We start from the raw sequence: 20,349 nt of genomic DNA on the forward strand, positions 1-20,349 counted from the left end.
GATGATGTCTGGTTTCCACGAGGTGCGCTTTCCGCTGCGCCTGTCTTTGTCGACAAGCGGCGGGCCGGTCAGGCGCACCGATATCGTCAATCTCTCCAACGGCCGCGAAAGCCGCAACAGCCGCTGGCGCGATGCGCGGCGCAGCTATGACGCCGGCTCCGGCCTGCGTTCGGTGGCCGATCTCTACGAGGTGTTGGAGTTCTTCGAGGCCCGCAGCGGCGAGCTTTATGGCTTCCGTTTTCGCGATCCGATCGACTGGAGTTCGACACGCCCGGGCGCCGAGATCGGACCCGGCGACCAGTCGATCGGCATCGGCGATGGCGTGGCCGTCGCGTTCCCGCTCGCCAAGACCTATGGCGATGCCGGGGCCAGCAGCACGCGCTGGATTGAGAAACCCGTCGAGGGCTCGGTTGTCGTCGCGGTCGATGGCGTGCCACAGCCGGCTTCCGCCTTCATGTGCGACCCCACGACCGGTATCGTCACTTTCGCGGCGGATGTCGTTCCGCCGGAGGGTGCGTCGGTGACGGCGGGGTTCCTGTTCGACGTGCCGGTGCGCTTTGCGACCGGGCGCATCGACATCAACCTCTCGGCCTTCAATGCCGGGCGCATTCCCACCATTCCGCTGATGGAGATCATGCCATGAGGCATATTCCGGACGCGCTCGCCGCGCATCTTGCGGGCGACGCCACGACGCTCTGCCACGCCTGGCGGGTGACGCGCCGTGATGGCGTCGTGCTTGGGTTTACGGAACACGATCACGACCTGACCTTCGCGGGCACGACCTTCCTGGCGGCGAGCGGCTTTTCCGCCAGTGCGGCGGAAGAAGAAGCGGGCTTGCCGGCCGCCACCAGCGATGTCGCCGGCGGCTTTTCCAGCGCGGCGATGACCGAGGAGGATCTGACGCGCGGCCGCTATGACGGCGCCCGCGTCGAGGTGCATCTCGTCAACTGGGCGGACCCTGGCCAGCACATGCTCTTGAAGGTGCAGGAAATCGGCGATGTCACGCGCGATGCCGGCCAGTTTCAGGCGGAACTGCGCAGCTTCGCCAGCCGCCTCGGCGAGCCGCAAGGCCGCGTCTATGGCCGGCGCTGCGACGCCACGCTTGGCGATAGCAGATGCGGCGTCGATCTCTCGGCACCCGCGATGCGTGCCGAAGGCGTGGTGGTCTCGGTGCCGGATGCCAGCCGGCTTTTGCTCTCGGGCGTTCGCGCCGTGCCGGACGGCTTCTTTCGTTTCGGTGTGCTCAGTTTTCTCGATGGCGACAATCAAGGCCAGCGGTTGGAGATCGAGACGCATGCGGTGAAGGACGGTCTGCTGGAGGTGACGCTTTGGTTGCCGCTCGAGGCCACCCCAAGTGCGGGCGACCGCGTCGTGCTGACGGCGGGCTGCGACAAGGCTTTCTCCACCTGCCGAACGAAGTTCGCCAACCACCTGAATTTCCGCGGTTTCCCGCACATCCCCGGCACCGATTTCGCCTACACCTATGCCGATGGCGAGACCCTTCATGACGGGAGCGCGCTGTTCAAATGACCGACATTTCAACACAAGTGCTGCGGCTGGCCGAAGGCTGGATCGGCACGCCCTACAGGCATCAGGCCTCGCTCAAGGGCGTCGGCTGCGATTGTCTCGGGTTGATCCGGGGCATCTGGCGCGAGCTTTACCGCGCCGAGCCGGAGCGCCCGCCGCCCTATGCGCCGGATTGGGCCGAACGCGGCGGCGGGGATCGGCTGATGGAGGCCGCACTCCGGCATTTCGGCCCGCCGCTGCCGCTTGTCGAAGCAAGACCGGGTGACGTGCTCCTATTTCGCTGGCGCCCGCAGCTCGCCGCCAAGCATGCCGGTATTCTGTCGGGCGAGCGGCAGTTCATCCATGCCTATGAGCAGGCGGCGGTGGTCGCTTCACCGTTGGTGCCGAGCTGGCGCCGCCGCATATCGGGCGTCTTTCGTTTTCCGGAGAGATAGATGGCAACGCTCCTCTTCCAGGCCGCCGGCGCGGCACTCGGCAGCGTCTTCGGCCCTGTCGGCGCCATCATCGGCCGCGCGGCGGGCGCGCTTGCCGGCAGTGTCGTCGATCGCGCGCTGATCAACGGGCGCTCCACCGTGCGCGGCGCGCATCTGTCGAGCGCCCGCATTCCCGGTGCCGACGAGGGCACTGCGATCAACCGCGTCTATGGCAGTGTGCGCGTCGGCGGTACGCTGATCTGGGCGACGCGCTTCGAGGAGGAGGTGACCAGCGAGCGGCAGGGCGGCAAGGCGACCGGCGGCACCCGGGTGGAGAGTTTCCGCTACTTTGCAAATCTCGCGGTCGGCCTGGCGGAAGGGCAGATCGGGCATGTCAGGCGCGTCTGGGCCGATGGCAAGGAACTGGATCTCACCAGGATCGAGATGCGCGTCTATCGTGGCGATGACACGCAGCTGCCCGATCCGCTGATCGAGGCCAAGCAGGGGGCGGGCAATGCGCCTGCCTATCGCGGGCTTGCCTATGTCGTCTTCGAGCGGCTGCCGCTCGATGCCTATGGAAACCGCATTCCGCTGCTGCAGTTCGAGGTCGTAAGATCGGTCGGTGAGCTGGAAAATGAGATCAGGGCCGTCTGCATCATCCCCGGCGCCACCGAGCATGGTTATCAGCTGGCGCAGGTCTCGGAGAGCCTCGGTGCCGGCAGCGCCCGCATTCTCAACCGTAACAGCCTGCGCGGTACGAGCGATTGGGATATCTCGATCGACGAGCTGATGGCGCTTTGCCCCAATCTCGAGCGCGTGGCGCTCGTGGTCTCGTGGTTCGGCACCGATCTGCGCGCCGGCCAATGCCGTGTGGTGCCCGGCGTCGAGGTGGCGAGCCGCGCGGAGGAAAGCGCTCCGTGGTCGGTCTCCGGCATCGCGCGCGGCGCGGCCCATCTCGTCAGCCGCAACAATGGCGGCCCGGCCTATGGCGGCACGCCTGATGATGCCAGCGTGCTCTCGGCGATCGCCGATCTCAGGAGCCGAGGCCTTGAGGTCTATCTCTATCCCTTCGTGATGATGGATATCCCCGCCGATAACGGCCTTGCCGATCCCTATGGCGGCGCGCATCAGGCGTCCTATCCCTGGCGCGGCCGCATCACCTGCGATCCCGCACCGGGGCGGCCTGCTAGCGCCGATCGTACTGCCGCCGCGCGCGGGCAGGTTCAGGCCTTCGCCGGCAATGCGCAGGCGGGCGATTTTACGGTCGCGAACGGCCATGTGGCTTATCATGGTGGCGAGGAGAGTTACCGGCGTTTCGTCCTGCACTATGCGCAACTGTCGCGCCTTGCGGGCGGGGTTGATGGCTTTCTCATCGGCTCCGAACTGCGCGGCCTGACGCAGCTGCGCGATGTTGGCGGTGCCTTTCCCTTCGTCGAGGCGCTGGTGCGGCTGGCGGGCGATGTCAGGGCGCTACTGCCGGCGGCGAAGATCACCTATGGCGCCGATTGGAGCGAGTATTTCGGCTATCACCCGGCTGACGGCAGCGGCGACGTCTATTTCCATCTCGACCCGCTCTGGGCTTCGCCCGATATCGATGCCGTCGGGATCGACAATTACATGCCGCTCGCCGACTGGCGCGACGACGATCTGGCCAGCGCCAATCCCGACGGCTTCCGGCTTGCCGACGATCGGGACGCGCTGACGGCGGCGATAAGCTCCGGCGAGGGCTTCGACTGGTACTACGCGGATGGCGATGCCCGCGAAGCCCGGCAGCGCAGCCCGATCACCGATGGCCTCGCCGGCAAGCCCTGGGTCTTCCGCTACAAGGATATCGCCGCCTGGTGGGCCAATCCGCATCATGAGCGCATCGGCGGCGCCGAGCGCGCGGCACCGACGGCGTGGATCCCGTCGGGCAAGCCGGTCTGGTTCACCGAACTCGGCTGCGGCGCCGTCGACAAGGGCGCCAACCAGCCCAATGTCTTTGCCGACCCGAAGTCGGTGGAAAGCGGGGCTCCGTATTTCTCGACCGGCATGCGCTCGGACAGCATGCAGCGCCGCTTTCTCGAAGCGCACCATCTCTGGTGGGCCGGCGATGACGCGCCCGCCGACATGGTCGATCCCTCGCATCTCTTCGTCTGGTGCTGGGATGCGCGGCCTTTCCCGGCCTTTCCGCTGGCAACGGATGTCTGGTCCGATGGTGGCAATTGGCGCACCGGCCATTGGCTGAATGGTCGGCTCGGCGCCGGCACCCTGGCCGATGTAATGGCGGCGGTGCTGCGCGACCATGGCTTTGTTGATTTCGACGTCTCCGAGGTGAGCGGCGACCTGATCGGTTACGTCAAGGGCGAACTCGGTTCGGCCCGCGATCTGATCGAGCCGCTGCTGCAGGCGTTCCAGATCGATGCCTTCGAGGATGCCGGCCTGCTGCGCTTCCGCTCGCGCACGCGCGCCAGCCTGCCGGCGATGCGGATCGAAACGCTCGTCGACAGCGAGAATGAACCGCTTTGGCAGGAGACGCGCGGCCACGACAGCGATTTCGCCGCCGAGGCGGTGATGACCTTCTACAATCCCGATCTCGACTACGAGCAGGCAAGCGCCCGCTCGCACCGCGCCGGGCAGGCGACGAGCCGGCTGATCAAGCAGGATCTGCCCGCCGTCCTTGCCGAGGAAACGGCGCTCGATGCGGCCGAGGCTCTGCTGCGCGACGTCAGAATCGCCCGCCGCTCGCTGCGCTTCTCGCTGGCACCCGGCCGGCTCGATGTGCAGCCGGGCGATGTCGTCTCGCTCGCGGATGGTCCCGATGGCCGCTTCCTGGTCTCGCGCATCGAGGATGGCGATGCCCGTCGCATCGAGGCGCGAGCCTTTGCGCCATCCTCGGGCGGCGCTCCGCCTGCGGTGACCGATGGCCGAAATGGTGGTGGCAGCGCCTCGAACCTGTTCAAGCCGCTCGTGCATCTCATGGATCTCCCGCGCTTCGACGGCGAGGCAGCGACGAGCTTCGCGCGAGGCGCCGTCTTCGCCAAGCCCTGGCGCACCGTCGGCCTGTCGTCATCGGCGACGACGGAGGGCTATCGGGGCAGGGCGGTGCTCGACCGTCCGGCAACGATGGGGACTCTTGCGTCCGCATTGGCACCGGCTGTTACCGGCCGCTTCGATTGGTCCCAGCCGCTGATCGTCGATCTGGCTTACGGCGAGCTGTCCTCGGCGGCCGAGATATCGGTGCTGAACGGCGCCAATCGGTTGGCCGTGCGCTCGATGAGTGGTGTCTGGGAAATCCTGTCCTTCCTGCAGGCCGACGAGATCGCGGCCGGGCGATGGCGGCTCGGCGGCTTGCTGCGCGGGCTTGCGGGCACCGAGGATGCGATGGTCTCGGGCATTCCCGAGGGTGCGGCGGTCGTGTTGCTCGACGAGGCGGTCAAGCCGCTCGGGCTGCGTGGCGACGAGGCCGGCCTGTCGCTCAACTGGATCGCCGAGGCAGCCGGTTCGCTTGCGATGGCGGGACCGTTCATGTTCGCGGGCGGCCTGCGCGCCGAAACACCGCTCGCCCCGGTGCATCTGCGCTGCCGACGCACGGATGCCGGCGATACCGTGATCGCCTGGACAAGGCGCGGACGCGACAATGCCGACAGCTGGACCGGTGCCGATATTCCGCTCGACGAACCCTTCGAACGCTACCGGGTCGAGGTGCTTGATGGCGCTGACATCGTGGTCCGGACGGTAGAGGTCGCGACGCCGGAATGGACCTATCCGCTCGCCGACGAGGTGCTCGATTTCGGCGAGCGGCAGACGAACCTTGCGGTGACGATCCGTCAGCTTGGCGAGCGCGTGCCGCTGGGACTGCCTGCGCGGGCGATCTTTCAGACGTGACATTTCAACCGAAGGAGAAGGACGATGCCTGATTTGAAAAACTGGTACAGCTCGAAGACCATCTGGGGCGCGGTCGTTGCGATCCTCGCTTCGGCTTTGCACTTTACGGGTGTGGATATCGCATCCGGCGATCGCGGCCAGATCGTCGATGCGATCGTCAACATCGCCGGCGCGCTGGGTGGCCTGCTTGCGGTCTATGGCCGGGTGACGGCGAAGTCCGCGATCAAGCCTTGAGTCCAGGGGCGATAGCGGCACGGTGGCGCGAATGCCGCCGCCAACCGTGCCTTTCCGGCCACAGCAGCCGCGTCGGGTGCCTCGCGGCATGCTCTCAGGCACCTCCAGGGACCCGACATTACCTTGCATTCATTTGCCATTCAGGTCTCCTGAGTACATAGTCAGGTCAAGTTGGTATCCATTGAAAGCATAGCACATGGCCTCTCCTCTGAGCGTCGCAGCGTTGGCCGTTTGGCTGACGGTACCGTCGCCCTCACCGGATAATACGCACAACCTTTTGGTGCGCGTAGCAGGCGATTGCAGTGAAGCCGCCCAGCAGGTTGTCGAGAAGACCGGGGGGCAGCTGCTCTCCGTTCAGCCCTCCGGCGACAGCTGCATCATCACCGTGCTCGTCCAGGGCAACGGCCAGCGACCGCGTAAAGTAACCGTCAAGGTTCCGATGTAGGCAGAATCGCCCTATTTAGACATCGAAGACATAAAGCGGAGTAGAGCGGACCGATGCGCATCCTGGTAGTCGAAGACGACGTCAATCTGAATCGTCAGCTGAGCGAAACCCTGAAAGAGGCCGGCTACGTCGTCGATCAGGCGTTCGACGGCGAGGAGGGACACTTCCTCGGCGATACCGAGCCCTATGACGCGATCATCCTCGATATCGGCCTGCCCGAACTCGATGGCGTCAGCGTTCTGGAAAAGTGGCGCGGCGCCGGTCGCGGCATGCCGGTGCTGATCCTGACGGCCCGTGATCGCTGGAGCGACAAGGTCGCCGGCATCGATGCGGGGGCCGACGATTACGTGACCAAGCCCTTCCACGTCGAAGAAGTGCTCGCGCGCATCCGCGCACTCATCCGTCGTGCCGCCGGTCACTCTTCATCGGAGATCGTCTGCGGGCCCGTTCGCCTCGATACCAAGACCTCGAAGGCCGTGGTCAACGGCGTGGCGCTGAAGCTGACCTCGCACGAATACCGGCTGCTCGCCTATCTGATGCATCACATGGGCGAGGTCGTGTCGCGCACGGAGCTGGTCGAGCACATGTACGACCAGGATTTCGACCGGGACAGCAACACGATCGAAGTTTTCGTCGGTCGCCTGCGCAAGAAGATGGGCGTCGATCTGATCGAAACGGTGCGCGGTCTCGGCTACCGCATCCAAGCGCCGACCAATGCGAATTAAGTCTCTTACCGCACGCGTCCTGCTTCTGACCACGATCTGGTCGACCGTGGCGCTGGTGGTGATTGGCCTGTTGATCTCGACGCTCTATCGCAAGAGCGCCGAGCGCGGCTTTCAGGATCTGCTGCGCGCGCAGCTCTATAACGTCATCAACTCCGTGGCGATCGGCGATCAGGGTGCGCTGTCGGGCAGCCCGCAGCTCGGCGACCTGCGCTTCGCCCAGCCGAAGACCGGCTGGTACTGGATGGTCGAGCCGCTGGGAACCTATACGGCCCCGCCGCTGGTCTCGCCCTCGCTCGGCGCCACCACCATCCCCGTTCCCTCCGTGCTGGAAGCGCCGTTCGACAAGAACTACGAGCGCTACTACCAGGTGACGGACACCTCGCAGAACCGCATCCAGGTCGCCGAGACCGAAGTGGTGCTCGACACCGATGGCCGCGCCGCGCGCTTTCGCGTCACCGGCAATGTCGATGTCGTCGAGGACGATGTACGCAACTTCTCCCACAGCCTCTATCTCGCACTCGCCGGCTTCGGCGTCGGCAGCTTGATCGTCAACGCGCTCGCCATTCTTTATGGCCTGAAGCCGCTCGACAAGGCGCGTGCAGCACTCGAGCGCATCCGCGCTGGCGAGAGCGAGCAGTTGAAGGGCGAGTTCCCGCGCGAAATCCTGCCGCTTGCCAACGAGGTCAACGCGCTGATCGACAGCAACCGCCGCATCGTCGAGCGCGCCCGCATGCAGGTCGGCAATCTCGCCCATTCGCTGAAGACGCCGATCGCCGTGCTGCTCAACGAAGCCCGCGTCTTGGAGCGCTCGCATGGCGAGCTGGTCAAGAGCCAGGCGGAATCGATGCAGGGGCAGGTGCAATCCTATCTCAACCGCGCCCGCATCGCCGCCCAGCGCGAATCCGTGCTCGCCCGCACCGACGCCGAGCCGGCGCTGGAGCGGCTGGTGCGCGTCATGCGCCGCCTGAACGTCGACAAGGAATTCGACCTACTCGTCAATCCGCCGCATCTGGCCGTGGCGCTGGAGCAGCAGGACTTGGAGGAAGTGGTCGGCAATCTGCTCGAAAACGCTTCGCGCTTCGCCGTCCACAAGGTCAGGCTTTCGGTCGCCGAAGCCCCCGATGACGTCAAGGGCGGGGAGGGCAGCGCCCGCCGCCATTGGGTGGAGGTCATTGTCGAGGATGATGGCCCGGGCCTTGAGCCCGACCAGATTCGCGAGGCGCTGAAGCGCGGCCGCCGTCTCGACGAGAGCAAGCCCGGCACCGGCCTTGGCCTTTCGATCGTCACCGAGATCGCCAACGAGTATCAGGGCCGGCTGGAACTGTCGCGCGGCGAGTGGGGCGGACTGAAGGCGCGCCTTATTCTTCCCGGTGTCACAAAGGATGTTGCGTGATCGTCGGCTTGATGCCAGAAAGACATTTGCATAGCATGCTTTACCTCGGCCTAAGGCGGGGTGCAGCTTGCACCTGTGGCGCGTTTGACACCTGGTTCGGGTTCGACTGAATGATACCTAGCTCAAAAGGCATAATTGGTCTTTCTCTTGTGGCATGCATGGCTTTGTCCGGTTGCCAGACGACGAAGAGCGGCGCCTCATCCGGCCTTTTCGGCGGCCGCAAGCCATCGGCCTCCGCCACCATCATCGAAGCCCTGCAGGGCGGCATCGTCGGCCGCACCGGCGTGACCTTGAGCGACAGCGACCGGCAGCGGGCGCTGGAAGCCGAGTACCGCGCGCTGGAAGGCGCAGCCGTCGGCCAGCCGGTCGTCTGGAGCGGCCGCAATGTCAGCGGCAAGGTCGTGGCCGCGGCTCCCTATCAGGTCGGCTCGCAGAATTGCCGCCAGTACACCCACACGCTCACCGTTGACGGCAAGGACACGCTGGCGCGCGGATCGGCCTGCCGCAACGAGAACGGCAGCTGGTCGCCATTGGGTTAGTCGATCCCGGTCGCTTCTTGTCTGCGACAGCTGCAAAATGCTTCAAATCATCGTCATCGTGGCTTTGCATATTGGAATGATCCCGCGCTTCGAGTAATTGGCGATCATGACTTTCTGGATTCTCCTGGCCGTGATGACGGCATCCGTTGCCGCTCTTCTGCTTTATCCGCTTTTGCGGGGCTCGAAGGCGACCGGCGATAGCCGTGCCGGCGAAACCGCCGTCTACCGCGACCAGCTTGCCGAGCTCGACCGCGACCGCGCCGGCGGTCTGATCTCCGCTGAGGAGGCCGAATACGCCCGCGCCGAAATTGGCCGTCGGCTGCTTGCCGTATCGAGCGCCGAGATGTCGGCTGCTCCCAAGGCCGGACGCGGATACCGTCGCGCCGCCGAAGTCTTCGTGCTAATGTTGCTGCCGCTCACGGGGCTCTGTCTTTACATCATAATGGGCAGACCCGATCTGCCCTCGCAGCCTCTCGAGGCGCGCCTGGAGAATCCCGGCAACGACATGGCGATCCTTGTCGCCAAGGCCGAGCGGCATCTCGCCGAGAACCCGGATGACGGCAAGGGCTGGGACATCCTGGCGCCGATCTACTTCAACACCACGCGCATCGCCGACGCCGAGACCGCCTACCGCAACGCCATCCGCCTGCTCGGCGAAACGCCGCCCCGGCTCGACGGGCTGGCCGAAACGCTGATTGCCGCCTCGAGCGGCGTGATCACCGACGATGCGCGCGATGTGCTGACGCGGTCGCTGAAGCTGGAGCCGGAAAACCCGCGCGCCCGCTTCTACATCGCGCTCGGCCTCGAACAGGCGGGCAAGGCCGACGAGGCCCGCGCCGGCTTCGAGGCGATCGCCAAGCAGTCCCCGCCCGATGCGCCATGGATGCCGCTGGTGAGCGAGCATATCGCAAAGAACGGCGGCACGCCGGCTGCTGCAGGCAATGCTCCCACGGCCGCACCGCTCGGTGGACCGACGCAGGCTGATGTCGCGGCGGCCGATCAGATGAACAGCGGCGATCGTCAGCAGATGATCCGCGGCATGGTCGACAGTCTCGACGCGAAGCTGACCGAGAACCCCGACAATCTCGACGGATGGCTGCGGCTGGTCCGCTCCTATATGGTATTGAACGACAAGGACCGCGCGGCGGCGGCGCTGAAGCGCGGGCTGACGGCTTTCCCCGCTGATGGCGAGAAGGGCAAGCAGCTTGTGGCACTCGCCCATGAACTCGGTCTTCCCGCGGAAGCAGCGGCGACACAAGGAACGATGCAATGACGCGCAAGCAGAAACGCCTTGCGGTAATCGGCGGCGGAATGAGCTTCATTGTCGCGGCCGTTCTGCTGGTGATGTTCGCCTTCAGCAATTCGGTCGCCTATTTCTACATGCCGGCCGATCTCGCCAGCAATCCGGTGCCGCCGGGAACCCGTATCCGCCTCGGCGGCCTGGTTGGCGAGGGCAGTGTGGTCAGGGGCGCAGGCTCGACGGTGCGTTTCGCCGTGACCGACGCCTCGGGCGATCTGGTCCATGTCCGCTTCACCGGCATCCTTCCCGATCTTTTCCGCGAAGGTCAGGGCGTGGTGACCGAGGGCACGTTCGAGAGCGGCAGCGATGTCTTCACCGCCGATACCGTGCTTGCCAAGCATGACGAGAAATACATGCCCAAGGATGTCGCCGACAGGCTGAAGCAGCAGGGGCTCTGGAAAGACGAACAGGCGGCGAAATGATCATCGAAATCGGCCACTACGCTCTCATTCTGGCGCTCGCCACCGCGATCATCGTGTCGCTCGTGCCCCTGATCGGCGCCCGGCGCATGGATCAGCCGATGATGGATGTCGGGCCGATCGGCTCTGTCGTCCTTTTCGCGCTGGTCGCCTTCTCCTTCGGCGTCTTGACCTATGCGCATGTCGTCTCGGATTTCTCGGTGAAGAACGTCTGGGAAAACTCGCACTCGCTGATGCCGCTGATCTACAAATACTCCGGCGTCTGGGGCAATCACGAGGGATCGATGATGCTCTGGCTGCTGATCCTGGCTCTCTTCAGCGCGCTGGTCGCCATCTTTGGCCGCAATCTTCCCGAGACGCTGAAGGCCAATGTGCTTTCGGTTCAGGCCTGGATCTCGGTGGCCTTCCTGCTCTTCATTCTGCTTACCTCCAATCCCTTCGCGCGCCTCGATCCGGCGCCGGCGGAAGGCAAGGATCTGAACCCGATCCTGCAGGATATCGGCCTCGCCATCCATCCGCCGCTGCTTTATCTCGGCTATGTCGGCTTCTCCGTCTGCTTCTCCTTTGCCGTGGCGGCACTGATCGAAGGCCGCATCGACGCCGCCTGGGCCCGCTGGGTGCGCCCCTGGGCGCTGGCCGCCTGGACTTTCCTCACGCTCGGCATCGCCATGGGCTCCTACTGGGCCTATTACGAGCTCGGTTGGGGCGGCTGGTGGTTCTGGGAYCCGGTSGAAAACGCCTCCTTCATGCCCTGGCTCGCCGGCACGGCGCTGCTGCACTCGGCGCTCGTCATGGAAAAGCGCGAGGCGCTGAAGATCTGGACGGTGCTGCTTGCCATCCTGACCTTCTCGCTGTCGTTGATGGGCACCTTCCTGGTGCGCTCGGGCGTGCTGACCTCTGTTCACGCCTTCGCCAGCGACCCGTCGCGCGGCGTCTTCATCCTCTGCATCCTGCTGCTCTTCATCGGCGGTGCGCTGTCGCTCTTTGCCTTCAGGGCGCCGAGACTGACGGCCGGCGGCCTGTTCGCGCCGATCTCGCGCGAAGGCGCGCTCGTCGTCAACAATCTGATCCTCACGGTCGCCTGCGGCACTGTGCTGACGGGCACGCTTTACCCGCTGGTTCTGGAAACCATGACCGGCGACAAGATCTCTGTCGGCCCGCCCTTCTTCAACATGACCTTCGGCCTGTTGATGGCGCCGCTTCTGGTCATCGTGCCATTCGGCCCGCTGCTCGCCTGGAAGCGCGGTGATCTGCTGGGCGCGCTGCAGCGGCTCTATGTGGTTGCCGCACTCGCCTTCGTCGCCGCCGTCTTGTTCTTCTATCTCCAGCATGGCGGCCCGGTCATGTCGGTTCTCGGTCTCGCGGCTGGTCTTTTCCTGGTCCTCGGCGCCATCGCCGACCTGTGGTATCGCGCCGGCGTCGGCAAACAGCCTCTTGGCATCGCCTGGCGCCGCCTCAAGGGCCTGCCGCGTTCGGCCTTCGGCACGGCGCTCGCCCATGCGGGCCTCGGCATTTCGGTGCTTGGCATCGTTGCCGTTTCCACCTTCCAGACCGAGCACGTGCTGCAGATGAAGCAGGGCGAGGTGACCGATGCCGGCGGCTATACGCTGCGCTTCGACGGGATGCGCGAGGCGACCGGTCCGAACTACACCGAGGATCGCGGTCATTTCACCATCGCCAGGGGCAGCGTCGAGGTGGCTGACGTCTGGTCGGCCAAGCGCATCTACACCGCCGGCCAGATGCCGACGACGGAAGCCGGTATCCTGACCTTCGGCGCGAGCCAACTCTATGTCTCGCTCGGTGATCCCACAGATGACGGCGGCATCGTCGTGCGCATCTGGTGGAAGCCCTATATTCTCTGCATCTGGGGCGGCGCGCTCGTCATGGCGTTTGGCGGCTTCGTCTCGCTCAGCGACCGGCGCCTGCGCGTCGGCGCGCCGCGCCGCAAGGCAAAGGCGCTGCAGCCTGTCATGGAGCCGGCTGAATGATGCGTCGCTTCCTTCTGGCCCTCTTCCTGATCGCGTCCGCAGCACCGGCCTTCGCCGTCAACCCGGACGAGATGCTGAAAGATCCCGCTCTTGAGAGCAGGGCGCGCGCGATCTCGGCGGAATTGCGCTGCATGGTCTGCCAGAACCAGTCGATCGACGATTCCAACGCCGAACTCGCCAAGGACCTGCGTCTGCTGGTGCGAAAACGCATTACTGATGGCGACAGCGACCAGCAGGTCATGAGCTACATCGTCTCCCGCTACGGCGAGTTCGTGTTGCTGAAGCCGCGTTTCGAGACAAAGACGCTGCTTCTGTGGGGGGCTCCGATCCTGCTCGCGTTGCTGGGCGGCCTGTCGCTCGTGGTCTTCGCCCGCCGCTATGCCGGCCAGCCGACCGGATCAACGCTGACGAGCGAAGAGCAGGCGCGTTTGAGCGAGCTACTGAAAAAGTAGGCTCCAGGCGGAAGAATTCGGACATTACGAATTTTTCATGCCTCGGACAGTTCGCAGTAAGGTCTGCCGTCCTATATCTTCATCCATCGACCGATCCGGTAACCGCCGGTCCCGTGGATTTAAATATAAGAAGGTGCGTCTTATGCTGAAGACTATCAAAGCTCCGTCACTGTCGACCGTGCTCAAGGCCTCGACCGTTGCTGGTCTTGCCACCGCCGTCCTGGCGACCGGTGTCCCCCTCGAAATCACGCGTTCCTACGCCGAAGCGGTCAAGGTCGAGGCACCATCCGTGCCGAGCTTCGCCAATGTCGTCGACGCCGTTTCGCCTGCCGTCGTTTCCGTTCGCGTCGAAAGCCGCGTCAAGCCGGTCTCCGATGAGGATGGCAACAACGGCTTCTCGTTCGATTTCAACGGTCGTGGCTTCGATGATCTCCCCGACGCCCTGAAGCCCTTCTTCCGCCAGTTCGGCGAGCAGCAGGGTCGCCGTGGCCCTCCCGGCGCGCATCCTCCCGGCCCCGGCCAGCATGAGGGGCGTCTGCGTCCCGTCGCCCAGGGCTCCGGCTTCTTCATCTCTGAAGACGGCTATATCGTCACCAACAATCACGTCGTTTCCGATGGCGCGGCCTTTGTCGCTGTCATGAAGGACGGCACCGAGCTTGATGCCAAGCTGATCGGCAAGGACCCGCGCACCGACCTCGCCGTGCTGAAGGTCGACGGCAAGGGCAAGAAGTTCACCTACGTCAACTGGGCTGACGACAACAACGTCCGCGTCGGCGACTGGGTGGTTGCCGTTGGCAACCCGTTCGGCCTCGGCGGCACGGTGACGGCAGGTATCGTTTCGGCCCGTGGCCGCGATATCGGCTCCGGCCCGTATGACGACTATCTCCAGGTCGACGCAGCCGTGAACCGCGGCAACTCCGGTGGCCCGACCTTCAACCTCAGCGGCCAGGTGGTCGGCATCAACACCGCCATCTTCTCGCCGTCGGGCGGCAGCGTCGGCATCGCCTTCGCGATCCCCGCTTCGACCGCAAAGGACGTCGTCGCCGACCTGATGAAGGACGGCCAGGTTTCTCGCGGCTATCTCGGTGTGCAGATCCAGCCGGTCACCAAGGACATCGCCGACTCTCTCGGCCTGTCTGAGGCAAGCGGCGCGCTCGTCGTCAACGCTCAGGCTGGAACGCCGGGTGAAAAGGCCGGCCTCAAGGCTGGTGACGTCGTCACCGCCGTCAACGGCGAGACCGTCAAGGATGCCCGTGACCTCAGCCGCCGCATCGGCGCGATGACGCCGGGCAAGAAGGTCGAGCTGTCGGTATGGCGTTCGGGCAAATCCCAGCCGGTGACGGTTGAGCTCGGCACGCTGCCGGCCGACCAGCAGCAGGCTTCGGCAGATGATGGCGATCAGGCACCGGAAGCACAGACCCCGGCATCCGAAAAGGCGCTCGCCGATCTCGGCCTGACAGTTGGCCCGGCCGATGACGGCAAGGGCCTGCAGATCACCGGCATCGACCCGAACTCCGACGCTGCCGACAAGGGCATCAAGGAAGGCGAGAAGATCACCTCGGTCAACAACCAGGAAGTCTCCACCGCCGACGACGTGGTCAAGGTGCTGAACCAGGCGAAGAAGGATGGCCGCACCCGCGCGCTGTTCCAGATCCAGTCCAAGGAAGGCAGCCGCTTCGTGGCCCTTCCGGTCGAAAACCAGGGCTAAACGCCCCGGGTTTCCGGATCGAATTAGAAGGGTCGCGCGCTCGCGCGGCTCTTCCTGTCAACCATCGCAGGTGACGACAATGACCTTCCAGCACGACGATCACGCTTTGAGCCTTGCCGAAACACAGCCGGCGGGTAATGTCGGCCGCATGAAGATTCTCATCATCGAAGACGATCTGGAAGCGGCGGCCTATCTCACGAAAGCCTTTCGTGAGGCGGGTATTGTCGCCGACCATGCAAGCGACGGCGAAAGCGGCCTCTTCATGGGGACCGAAAACACCTACGACGTGCTTGTGATCGACCGCATGCTGCCGCGCCGCGATGGCCTTTCCGTCATCGCCGAGCTGCGCCGCAAGGGCATCCACACCCCCGTTCTCATTCTCTCCGCTCTTGGCCAGGTCGACGACCGCGTGACCGGCCTGCGCGCCGGCGGCGACGACTATCTCCCCAAGCCCTACGCCTTCAGCGAGCTTCTGGCGCGCGTCGAGGTGCTCGGCCGCCGCAAGGGCACGCCGGACCAGGACGTCGTCTACCGTGTCGGCGATCTGGAGCTCGATCGTCTCGCCCACGAAGTGCGCCGTGGCGGCAAGGAAATCCCGCTGCAGCCGCGCGAGTTCCGTCTGCTCGAATATCTCATGAAGAATGCCGGCCAGGTGGTCACCCGCACCATGCTGCTCGAAAACGTCTGGGATTATCACTTCGATCCGCAGACCAACGTCATCGACGTGCACGTGTCGCGGCTGCGCTCCAAGATCGAGAAGGATTTCAGCCTGCCGCTCTTGAAGACCATTCGCGGCGCCGGCTACATGATCAAGGATGACGGATGAACCGCTTCTGGGTTCTCTTCAAGTCCACGGCAGTCCGCCTTTCGGCTCTCTACATCCTGCTCTTCGCCATCTGCGCCGCAACGCTCGTCTTCTACGTGACGGCTATGTCCGAGCGGCTGTTGACCAGCCAGATCCGCGAGGCCGTGCAGCAGGAGGTCGATCAGGTTCAGCGCGCCTATGACAATGGCGGCATGAACCTGCTGCTCAGGACCATGGAGCGCCGGGCCCGCCAGCCGGGCGCCAATCTCTACATCATCGCCGGTCCCTCGGGCGATATCCTCGCCGGCAACGTCGCCTCCGTCCAGCCGGGCGTGCTCGACGAGCAGGGCTGGACCAGCCTGCCGTTCCGCTACCAGCGCTATTCAGAGGGCGGGCAGGGCAAGCCGCACATGGCGGTCGCCAACATCAACGTGCTCGACAATGGCCTGCGCATCCTGATCGGCCGCGACCTCGGCGAGCCGGAAGCCTTCCGCGCGCTCGTCCGGCAGGCGCTGATGGTCGCGCTGGCGATTATGGGTCTCGGTGCCGTCATCATCTGGTTCGGCATCGGCCGCAACGCGCTGAAGCGCATCGACCGCATGTCGGCGGCGAGCAAGAAGATCATGGCCGGCGATCTCTCGCAGCGCCTGCCGGTCGGCGGCTCCGGTGACGAGTTCGATCGCCTCTCCGTGTCGCTGAACACCATGCTCGGCCGCATCGAGAAGCTGAACGAAGGACTGCGCCAGGTCTCCGACAACATCGCCCACGACCTGAAGACGCCGCTGACGCGTCTGCGCAACAAGGCGGCAGATGCGATCGATACGCCGGATGCCGATACGCGCCGCGTGGCGCTGGAAGGGATTATCTCGGAATCCGACCAGCTGATCCGCACCTTCAACGCGCTGTTGATGATCTCCCGCGTCGAGGCCGGCTCGGTGGCCGCCGAGATGTCGACGATCGATCTCTCGGCAATCGTCGCCGATAGCGCCGAACTCTACGAGCCGGTGGCCGACGAGGCGGGGCTTGCGATGACCACTGACATCGAGCCCGGTATCGAGGTGCAGGGCAACCGCGAACTGATCGGCCAGGCGATCTTCAACCTGATCGACAATGCCGTGAAGTATTCCGCGGGTGCGGAGGCGGGTGGCGAAGTCTCGCTGCGGCTGACACGCCGTCCCGATGCCATCTGCCTGCAGGTCGCCGATCATGGTCCCGGCATCCCTGCCGACAAGCGCGAAGATGTGCTGAAACGCTTCGTGCGGCTGGACGAGAGCCGCTCGAAGCCCGGCACCGGGCTGGGGCTGTCGCTTGTCGAAGCGGTGATGGAATTGCACAGCGGCAAGCTGGAACTCAGCGACACCGATCCGGATGCGGCGGCCCATCGCGGCCTCGCCGTCACGCTCGTCTTTCCCCTGAAGTAGGCGTTTCCGCGCTACCCCGAATTGTCTGTTGGCCATTTGCGTCTCAGACCCTAACTTAGCCTCAGGCGGCGAGCGGCTTTGATTCTGCTTCGACTTTTGCTGCCTGTTGCCAGGGAGGGCGCATGCTGACGAATTCGACGCACAGCCTGAGCGAGGTGGTCGACGGCCTGTTGAAGCCGTTGAGCAAGGCCGAATTGAAGCTCGTGCTTGATGATCTGCAGAAGATCGGCGCCGACGAACCGGTCGTGGCCGCCATGCTGAAGACCGAGGGCGCGCTTCGCGATTTCATCTCCGCCGCGCTGACGCTCTCGCCCTATCTGCGCGATATCGCCAATATCGATCCTGGCATTCTCACCATCGCCACCAGCGAGCCGCTCGAGCCGCGCTTGGAGGCGCTGATTTCGGAAGCGCGTGACGTCTGGATGCCGCGCGATGGCGCTTCGCCGAGCGAGAGTGAGATCATGGGCCGCCTGCGCACGGTCAAGCGACGCGTGGCGTTCCTGTTGGCGCTCGCCGATCTCGCCCGGATCTTCGATGGCCGCACCACCACGGCATGGCTGAGCCGGCTTGCCGAGGCCACGGTCTCGGCCGCGATCGATCATCTGCTTCTCTCCTCGCACGAGGCCCGCAAGCTGCAGCTGAAGAACGTGGCGCGCCCGAGCGAAGGGTCGGGTCTCGTCGTGCTCGGCATGGGCAAGCTCGGCGCCTGCGAGCTCAACTATTCCTCGGACATCGATCTTGTCGTCTTCTTCGATGAGCAGGCGGGCATGCTCTCCGATCCCGATGATGCGATCGATATCTTCCCGCGCCTGATGCGCAGGCTCGTCCGTATCATGCAGGAGCGCACCGGCGACGGCTACGTTTTCCGCACCGATCTCCGCCTGCGGCCCGACCCCGGCGCCACGCCGCTTGCCGTCTCGATCGACGCCGCCATGGTCTATTACGAGGGCAGGGGGCAGAACTGGGAACGCGCGGCCTTCATCAAGGCCCGCCCCGTTGCGGGCGATATCGCGGCCGGCGACCGTTTCCTGCGCGATCTCACCCCCTTCGTCTTCCGCAAATACCTCGACTACGCGGCGATCTCCGACATCCACTCGATCAAGCGGCAGATCCATGCCCACAAGGGACACGGCGCGATCGCGGTGAAAGGCCATAACGTCAAGCTCGGACGTGGCGGCATCCGCGAGATCGAGTTCTTCGCGCAGACGCAGCAGCTGATCGCCGGCGGGCGCATGCCGGCGCTGCGCTCGCGCGCCACCGAGGAAACGCTCAACGAGCTCACCAAGGCCAAGTGGATCGACGAGGAGACCTGTGGGGAGCTGACGGAAGCCTACTGGTTCCTGCGCGACGTTGAACACCGCATCCAGATGGTGCGCGACGAGCAGACCCACCTGCTGCCCGAGACCGAAGGCGAATTGAAGCGCATCGCCTACATGATGGGTTTCAGCGACACGCCGAGCTTTTCCGAACGCCTTGTCGAGGTCTTCAGGACCGTCGAGCGTCGCTACGCCCGGCTGTTCGAGCAGGAGACCAAACTGTCGACGGAGACGGGCAACCTCGTCTTCACCGGCCAGAACGACGATCCCGACACGCTGGTCACCTTGCGCAAGCTCGGCTTCGAGCGCCCCTCCGACATCTCCCGGGTCATCCGCACCTGGCACTACGGGCGCTACAAGGCGACGCAATCGGTAGAGGCCCGCGAACGGCTGACCGAACTGACGCCGGAGCTGTTGCGCGTGTTCGGCGAAAGCAAGCGTGCCGACGAGGCAATCCTCAGGTTCGACAGTTTCATCTCGGGGCTACCGGCTGGTATCCAGCTGTTTTCGCTGCTCGGCAGCAATCCGGCGCTGCTCTCGCTGATCGTCTACATCATGTCGGCGGCGCCGAAGCTTGCGGAGGTCATCGCCGCGAGGCCACACGTCTTCGACGGCATGCTCGATCCGGGCCTGATGGCCGAGCTTCCGACGCGGGATTATCTGGCGGGACGCCTCAAGGGCTCGCTGCAGCAGGCGCGCTATTATGAGGAGGTGCTGGACCGGCTGCGCATCTTTGCCGCCGAGCAGCGCTTCCTGATCGGCATTCGTCTGCTGACGGGCTCGATCAATGGCGCGATGGCCGGACGCGCGTTTACGCACCTTGCCGATCTCATCGTCGAGGCGGCACTGAATGCCGTGCTCTCGGAGATCGAGGCGGCGCACGGCAAGTTCCCCGGCGGCCGCGTTGCCGTCGCCGGAATGGGCAAGCTCGGAAGCTTCGAGCTGACCGCGGGCTCCGATATCGATCTCATCCTGCTTTACGACTACGACGATGCGGCCGAGGAATCCGACGGCGCCAAGCCGCTGGACGCGGTTCGCTACTTCACCCGCATCACCCAGCGGCTGATCGCCGCCTTGTCGGCGCCGACGGCCGAGGGCGTTCTCTACGAGGTAGACATGCGCCTCCGCCCTTCAGGCAACAAGGGGCCGGTCGCCACCCGCATCAGCTCTTTTGCGAAATACCAGCGCGAGGAAGCCTGGACCTGGGAGCATATGGCGCTCAGCCGCGCGCGGCTGATTTGCGGCGATGCGAGCCTGATCGGTGACGTCGAGCGCGTGATCGAGGAGGTGCTGTCGACACGGCGGGATGTGCGCAAGGTGGCCAAGGATGTGGCGGAGATGCGCGCGCTGATCGAGCAGGAGAAGCCCCCCGCCAACATGTGGGACCTAAAGCTCATCCCCGGCGGTGTCGTCGATATCGAGTTCATCGCGCAGTATCTGGCGTTGATCGCGCCGGCGAAGGATGTCGCCGTCAAGGTCAATGGCATCAGCACCGGCGAAGCGTTGAAGCAGCTGGGAGCGCCGCTGATGGCATCGACCGATGTCGATAGCTGCAGCGAGGCCTTCGGGCTCTATACCGAGCTGTCGCAGCTCATCCGGCTCTGCATTGATGGCCCCTTCGATCCAAAGGATGCGCCGGCGGGTCTCATCGATCTCGTCTGCCGCGCTGGCGATTGCCCTGACATCAAGACGCTTGAGGGAGAGATGAAGCAGCTGTCGAAGACGGTGCGGAAGGCCTTTCAGGCGGTGGTGAAGGCGTAGCGCATGTCGCGCAAAAGTGTGTAGCGGTTTTGCGGC

Annotated in this window: 17 protein-coding genes; all 17 read left to right on the forward strand. The window is 64.9% G+C overall.

The features are described 5' to 3' along the window. Positions 1-4: 4 nt before the first annotated feature. The 17 genes from AC1DOG_RS09395 to AC1DOG_RS09475 all read left to right on the forward strand — a co-directional run bounded on the left by AC1DOG_RS09395 (position 5) and on the right by AC1DOG_RS09475 (position 20,313). Positions 5-643, forward strand: a complete 639-nt coding sequence (locus tag AC1DOG_RS09395; RefSeq protein ID WP_477927539.1) for a phage distal tail protein, Rcc01695 family — start codon at positions 5-7, stop codon at positions 641-643. Next, complete coding sequence (locus AC1DOG_RS09400) at positions 640-1,530, forward strand: DUF2163 domain-containing protein (RefSeq protein ID WP_477927541.1); 891 nt, start codon at positions 640-642, stop codon at positions 1,528-1,530. Before AC1DOG_RS09395 ends, AC1DOG_RS09400 begins: the two co-directional genes overlap by 4 nt. Next, positions 1,527-1,961, forward strand: a complete 435-nt coding sequence (locus AC1DOG_RS09405; protein WP_477927543.1) for an NlpC/P60 family protein — start codon at positions 1,527-1,529, stop codon at positions 1,959-1,961. Before AC1DOG_RS09400 ends, AC1DOG_RS09405 begins: the two co-directional genes overlap by 4 nt. Further along, entirely contained in the window at positions 1,962-5,807 is a 3,846-nt protein-coding gene (locus AC1DOG_RS09410) for a baseplate multidomain protein megatron (protein ID WP_477927545.1), read from the forward strand. Positions 5,808-5,831: 24 nt separating this feature from the next. Beyond that, positions 5,832-6,041, forward strand: a complete 210-nt coding sequence (locus AC1DOG_RS09415; RefSeq protein ID WP_113237405.1) for a hypothetical protein — start codon at positions 5,832-5,834, stop codon at positions 6,039-6,041. Positions 6,042-6,237: 196 nt separating this feature from the next. Further along, on the forward strand, positions 6,238-6,486 hold the full coding sequence (locus tag AC1DOG_RS09420) for a hypothetical protein (RefSeq protein ID WP_047513615.1): 249 nt from the start codon (positions 6,238-6,240) through the stop codon (positions 6,484-6,486). A 53-nt stretch (positions 6,487-6,539) separates the two neighbouring features. Further along, entirely contained in the window at positions 6,540-7,211 is a 672-nt protein-coding gene (locus AC1DOG_RS09425; protein ID WP_018898875.1) for a response regulator transcription factor, read from the forward strand. Beyond that, positions 7,201-8,604 (forward strand): sensor histidine kinase, encoded by a 1,404-nt coding sequence (locus AC1DOG_RS09430; RefSeq protein ID WP_018898874.1) that lies wholly within the window; start codon positions 7,201-7,203, stop codon positions 8,602-8,604. Before AC1DOG_RS09425 ends, AC1DOG_RS09430 begins: the two co-directional genes overlap by 11 nt. Before the next feature lie 110 nt (positions 8,605-8,714). Next, positions 8,715-9,143: a hypothetical protein gene (locus tag AC1DOG_RS09435; protein WP_477927548.1), complete on the forward strand. Its 429-nt coding sequence runs from the start codon at positions 8,715-8,717 to the stop codon at positions 9,141-9,143. A gap of 106 nt (positions 9,144-9,249) precedes the next feature. Beyond that, positions 9,250-10,416 carry a c-type cytochrome biogenesis protein CcmI gene (gene ccmI / locus AC1DOG_RS09440; RefSeq protein WP_477927550.1) on the forward strand — a complete coding sequence of 389 codons (1,167 nt, stop codon included), beginning with the start codon at positions 9,250-9,252 and terminating at the stop codon, positions 10,414-10,416. Next, entirely contained in the window at positions 10,413-10,865 is a 453-nt protein-coding gene (ccmE, locus tag AC1DOG_RS09445) for a cytochrome c maturation protein CcmE (RefSeq protein ID WP_018898871.1), read from the forward strand. The genes ccmI and ccmE overlap by 4 nt, the downstream gene beginning before the upstream one ends. Beyond that, complete coding sequence (locus AC1DOG_RS09450) at positions 10,862-12,850, forward strand: heme lyase CcmF/NrfE family subunit (protein ID WP_477927552.1); 1,989 nt, start codon at positions 10,862-10,864, stop codon at positions 12,848-12,850. Before ccmE ends, AC1DOG_RS09450 begins: the two co-directional genes overlap by 4 nt. Next, positions 12,847-13,302 (forward strand): cytochrome c-type biogenesis protein, encoded by a 456-nt coding sequence (locus AC1DOG_RS09455; RefSeq protein WP_477927554.1) that lies wholly within the window; start codon positions 12,847-12,849, stop codon positions 13,300-13,302. Before AC1DOG_RS09450 ends, AC1DOG_RS09455 begins: the two co-directional genes overlap by 4 nt. A gap of 142 nt (positions 13,303-13,444) precedes the next feature. Then, entirely contained in the window at positions 13,445-15,010 is a 1,566-nt protein-coding gene (locus AC1DOG_RS09460) for a Do family serine endopeptidase (protein ID WP_477927556.1), read from the forward strand. A gap of 148 nt (positions 15,011-15,158) precedes the next feature. Beyond that, positions 15,159-15,836, forward strand: a complete 678-nt coding sequence (locus AC1DOG_RS09465; RefSeq protein WP_156144896.1) for a response regulator transcription factor — start codon at positions 15,159-15,161, stop codon at positions 15,834-15,836. Further along, positions 15,833-17,236: a sensor histidine kinase gene (locus AC1DOG_RS09470; protein ID WP_477927558.1), complete on the forward strand. Its 1,404-nt coding sequence runs from the start codon at positions 15,833-15,835 to the stop codon at positions 17,234-17,236. The genes AC1DOG_RS09465 and AC1DOG_RS09470 overlap by 4 nt, the downstream gene beginning before the upstream one ends. 122 nt (positions 17,237-17,358) lie before the next feature. Continuing rightward, positions 17,359-20,313 (forward strand): bifunctional [glutamine synthetase] adenylyltransferase/[glutamine synthetase]-adenylyl-L-tyrosine phosphorylase, encoded by a 2,955-nt coding sequence (locus AC1DOG_RS09475; RefSeq protein ID WP_477927560.1) that lies wholly within the window; start codon positions 17,359-17,361, stop codon positions 20,311-20,313. The last annotated feature ends 36 nt before the right edge of the window (positions 20,314-20,349 follow it).

It is taken from the genome of Rhizobium sp. 01N48 (assembly GCF_056399145.1).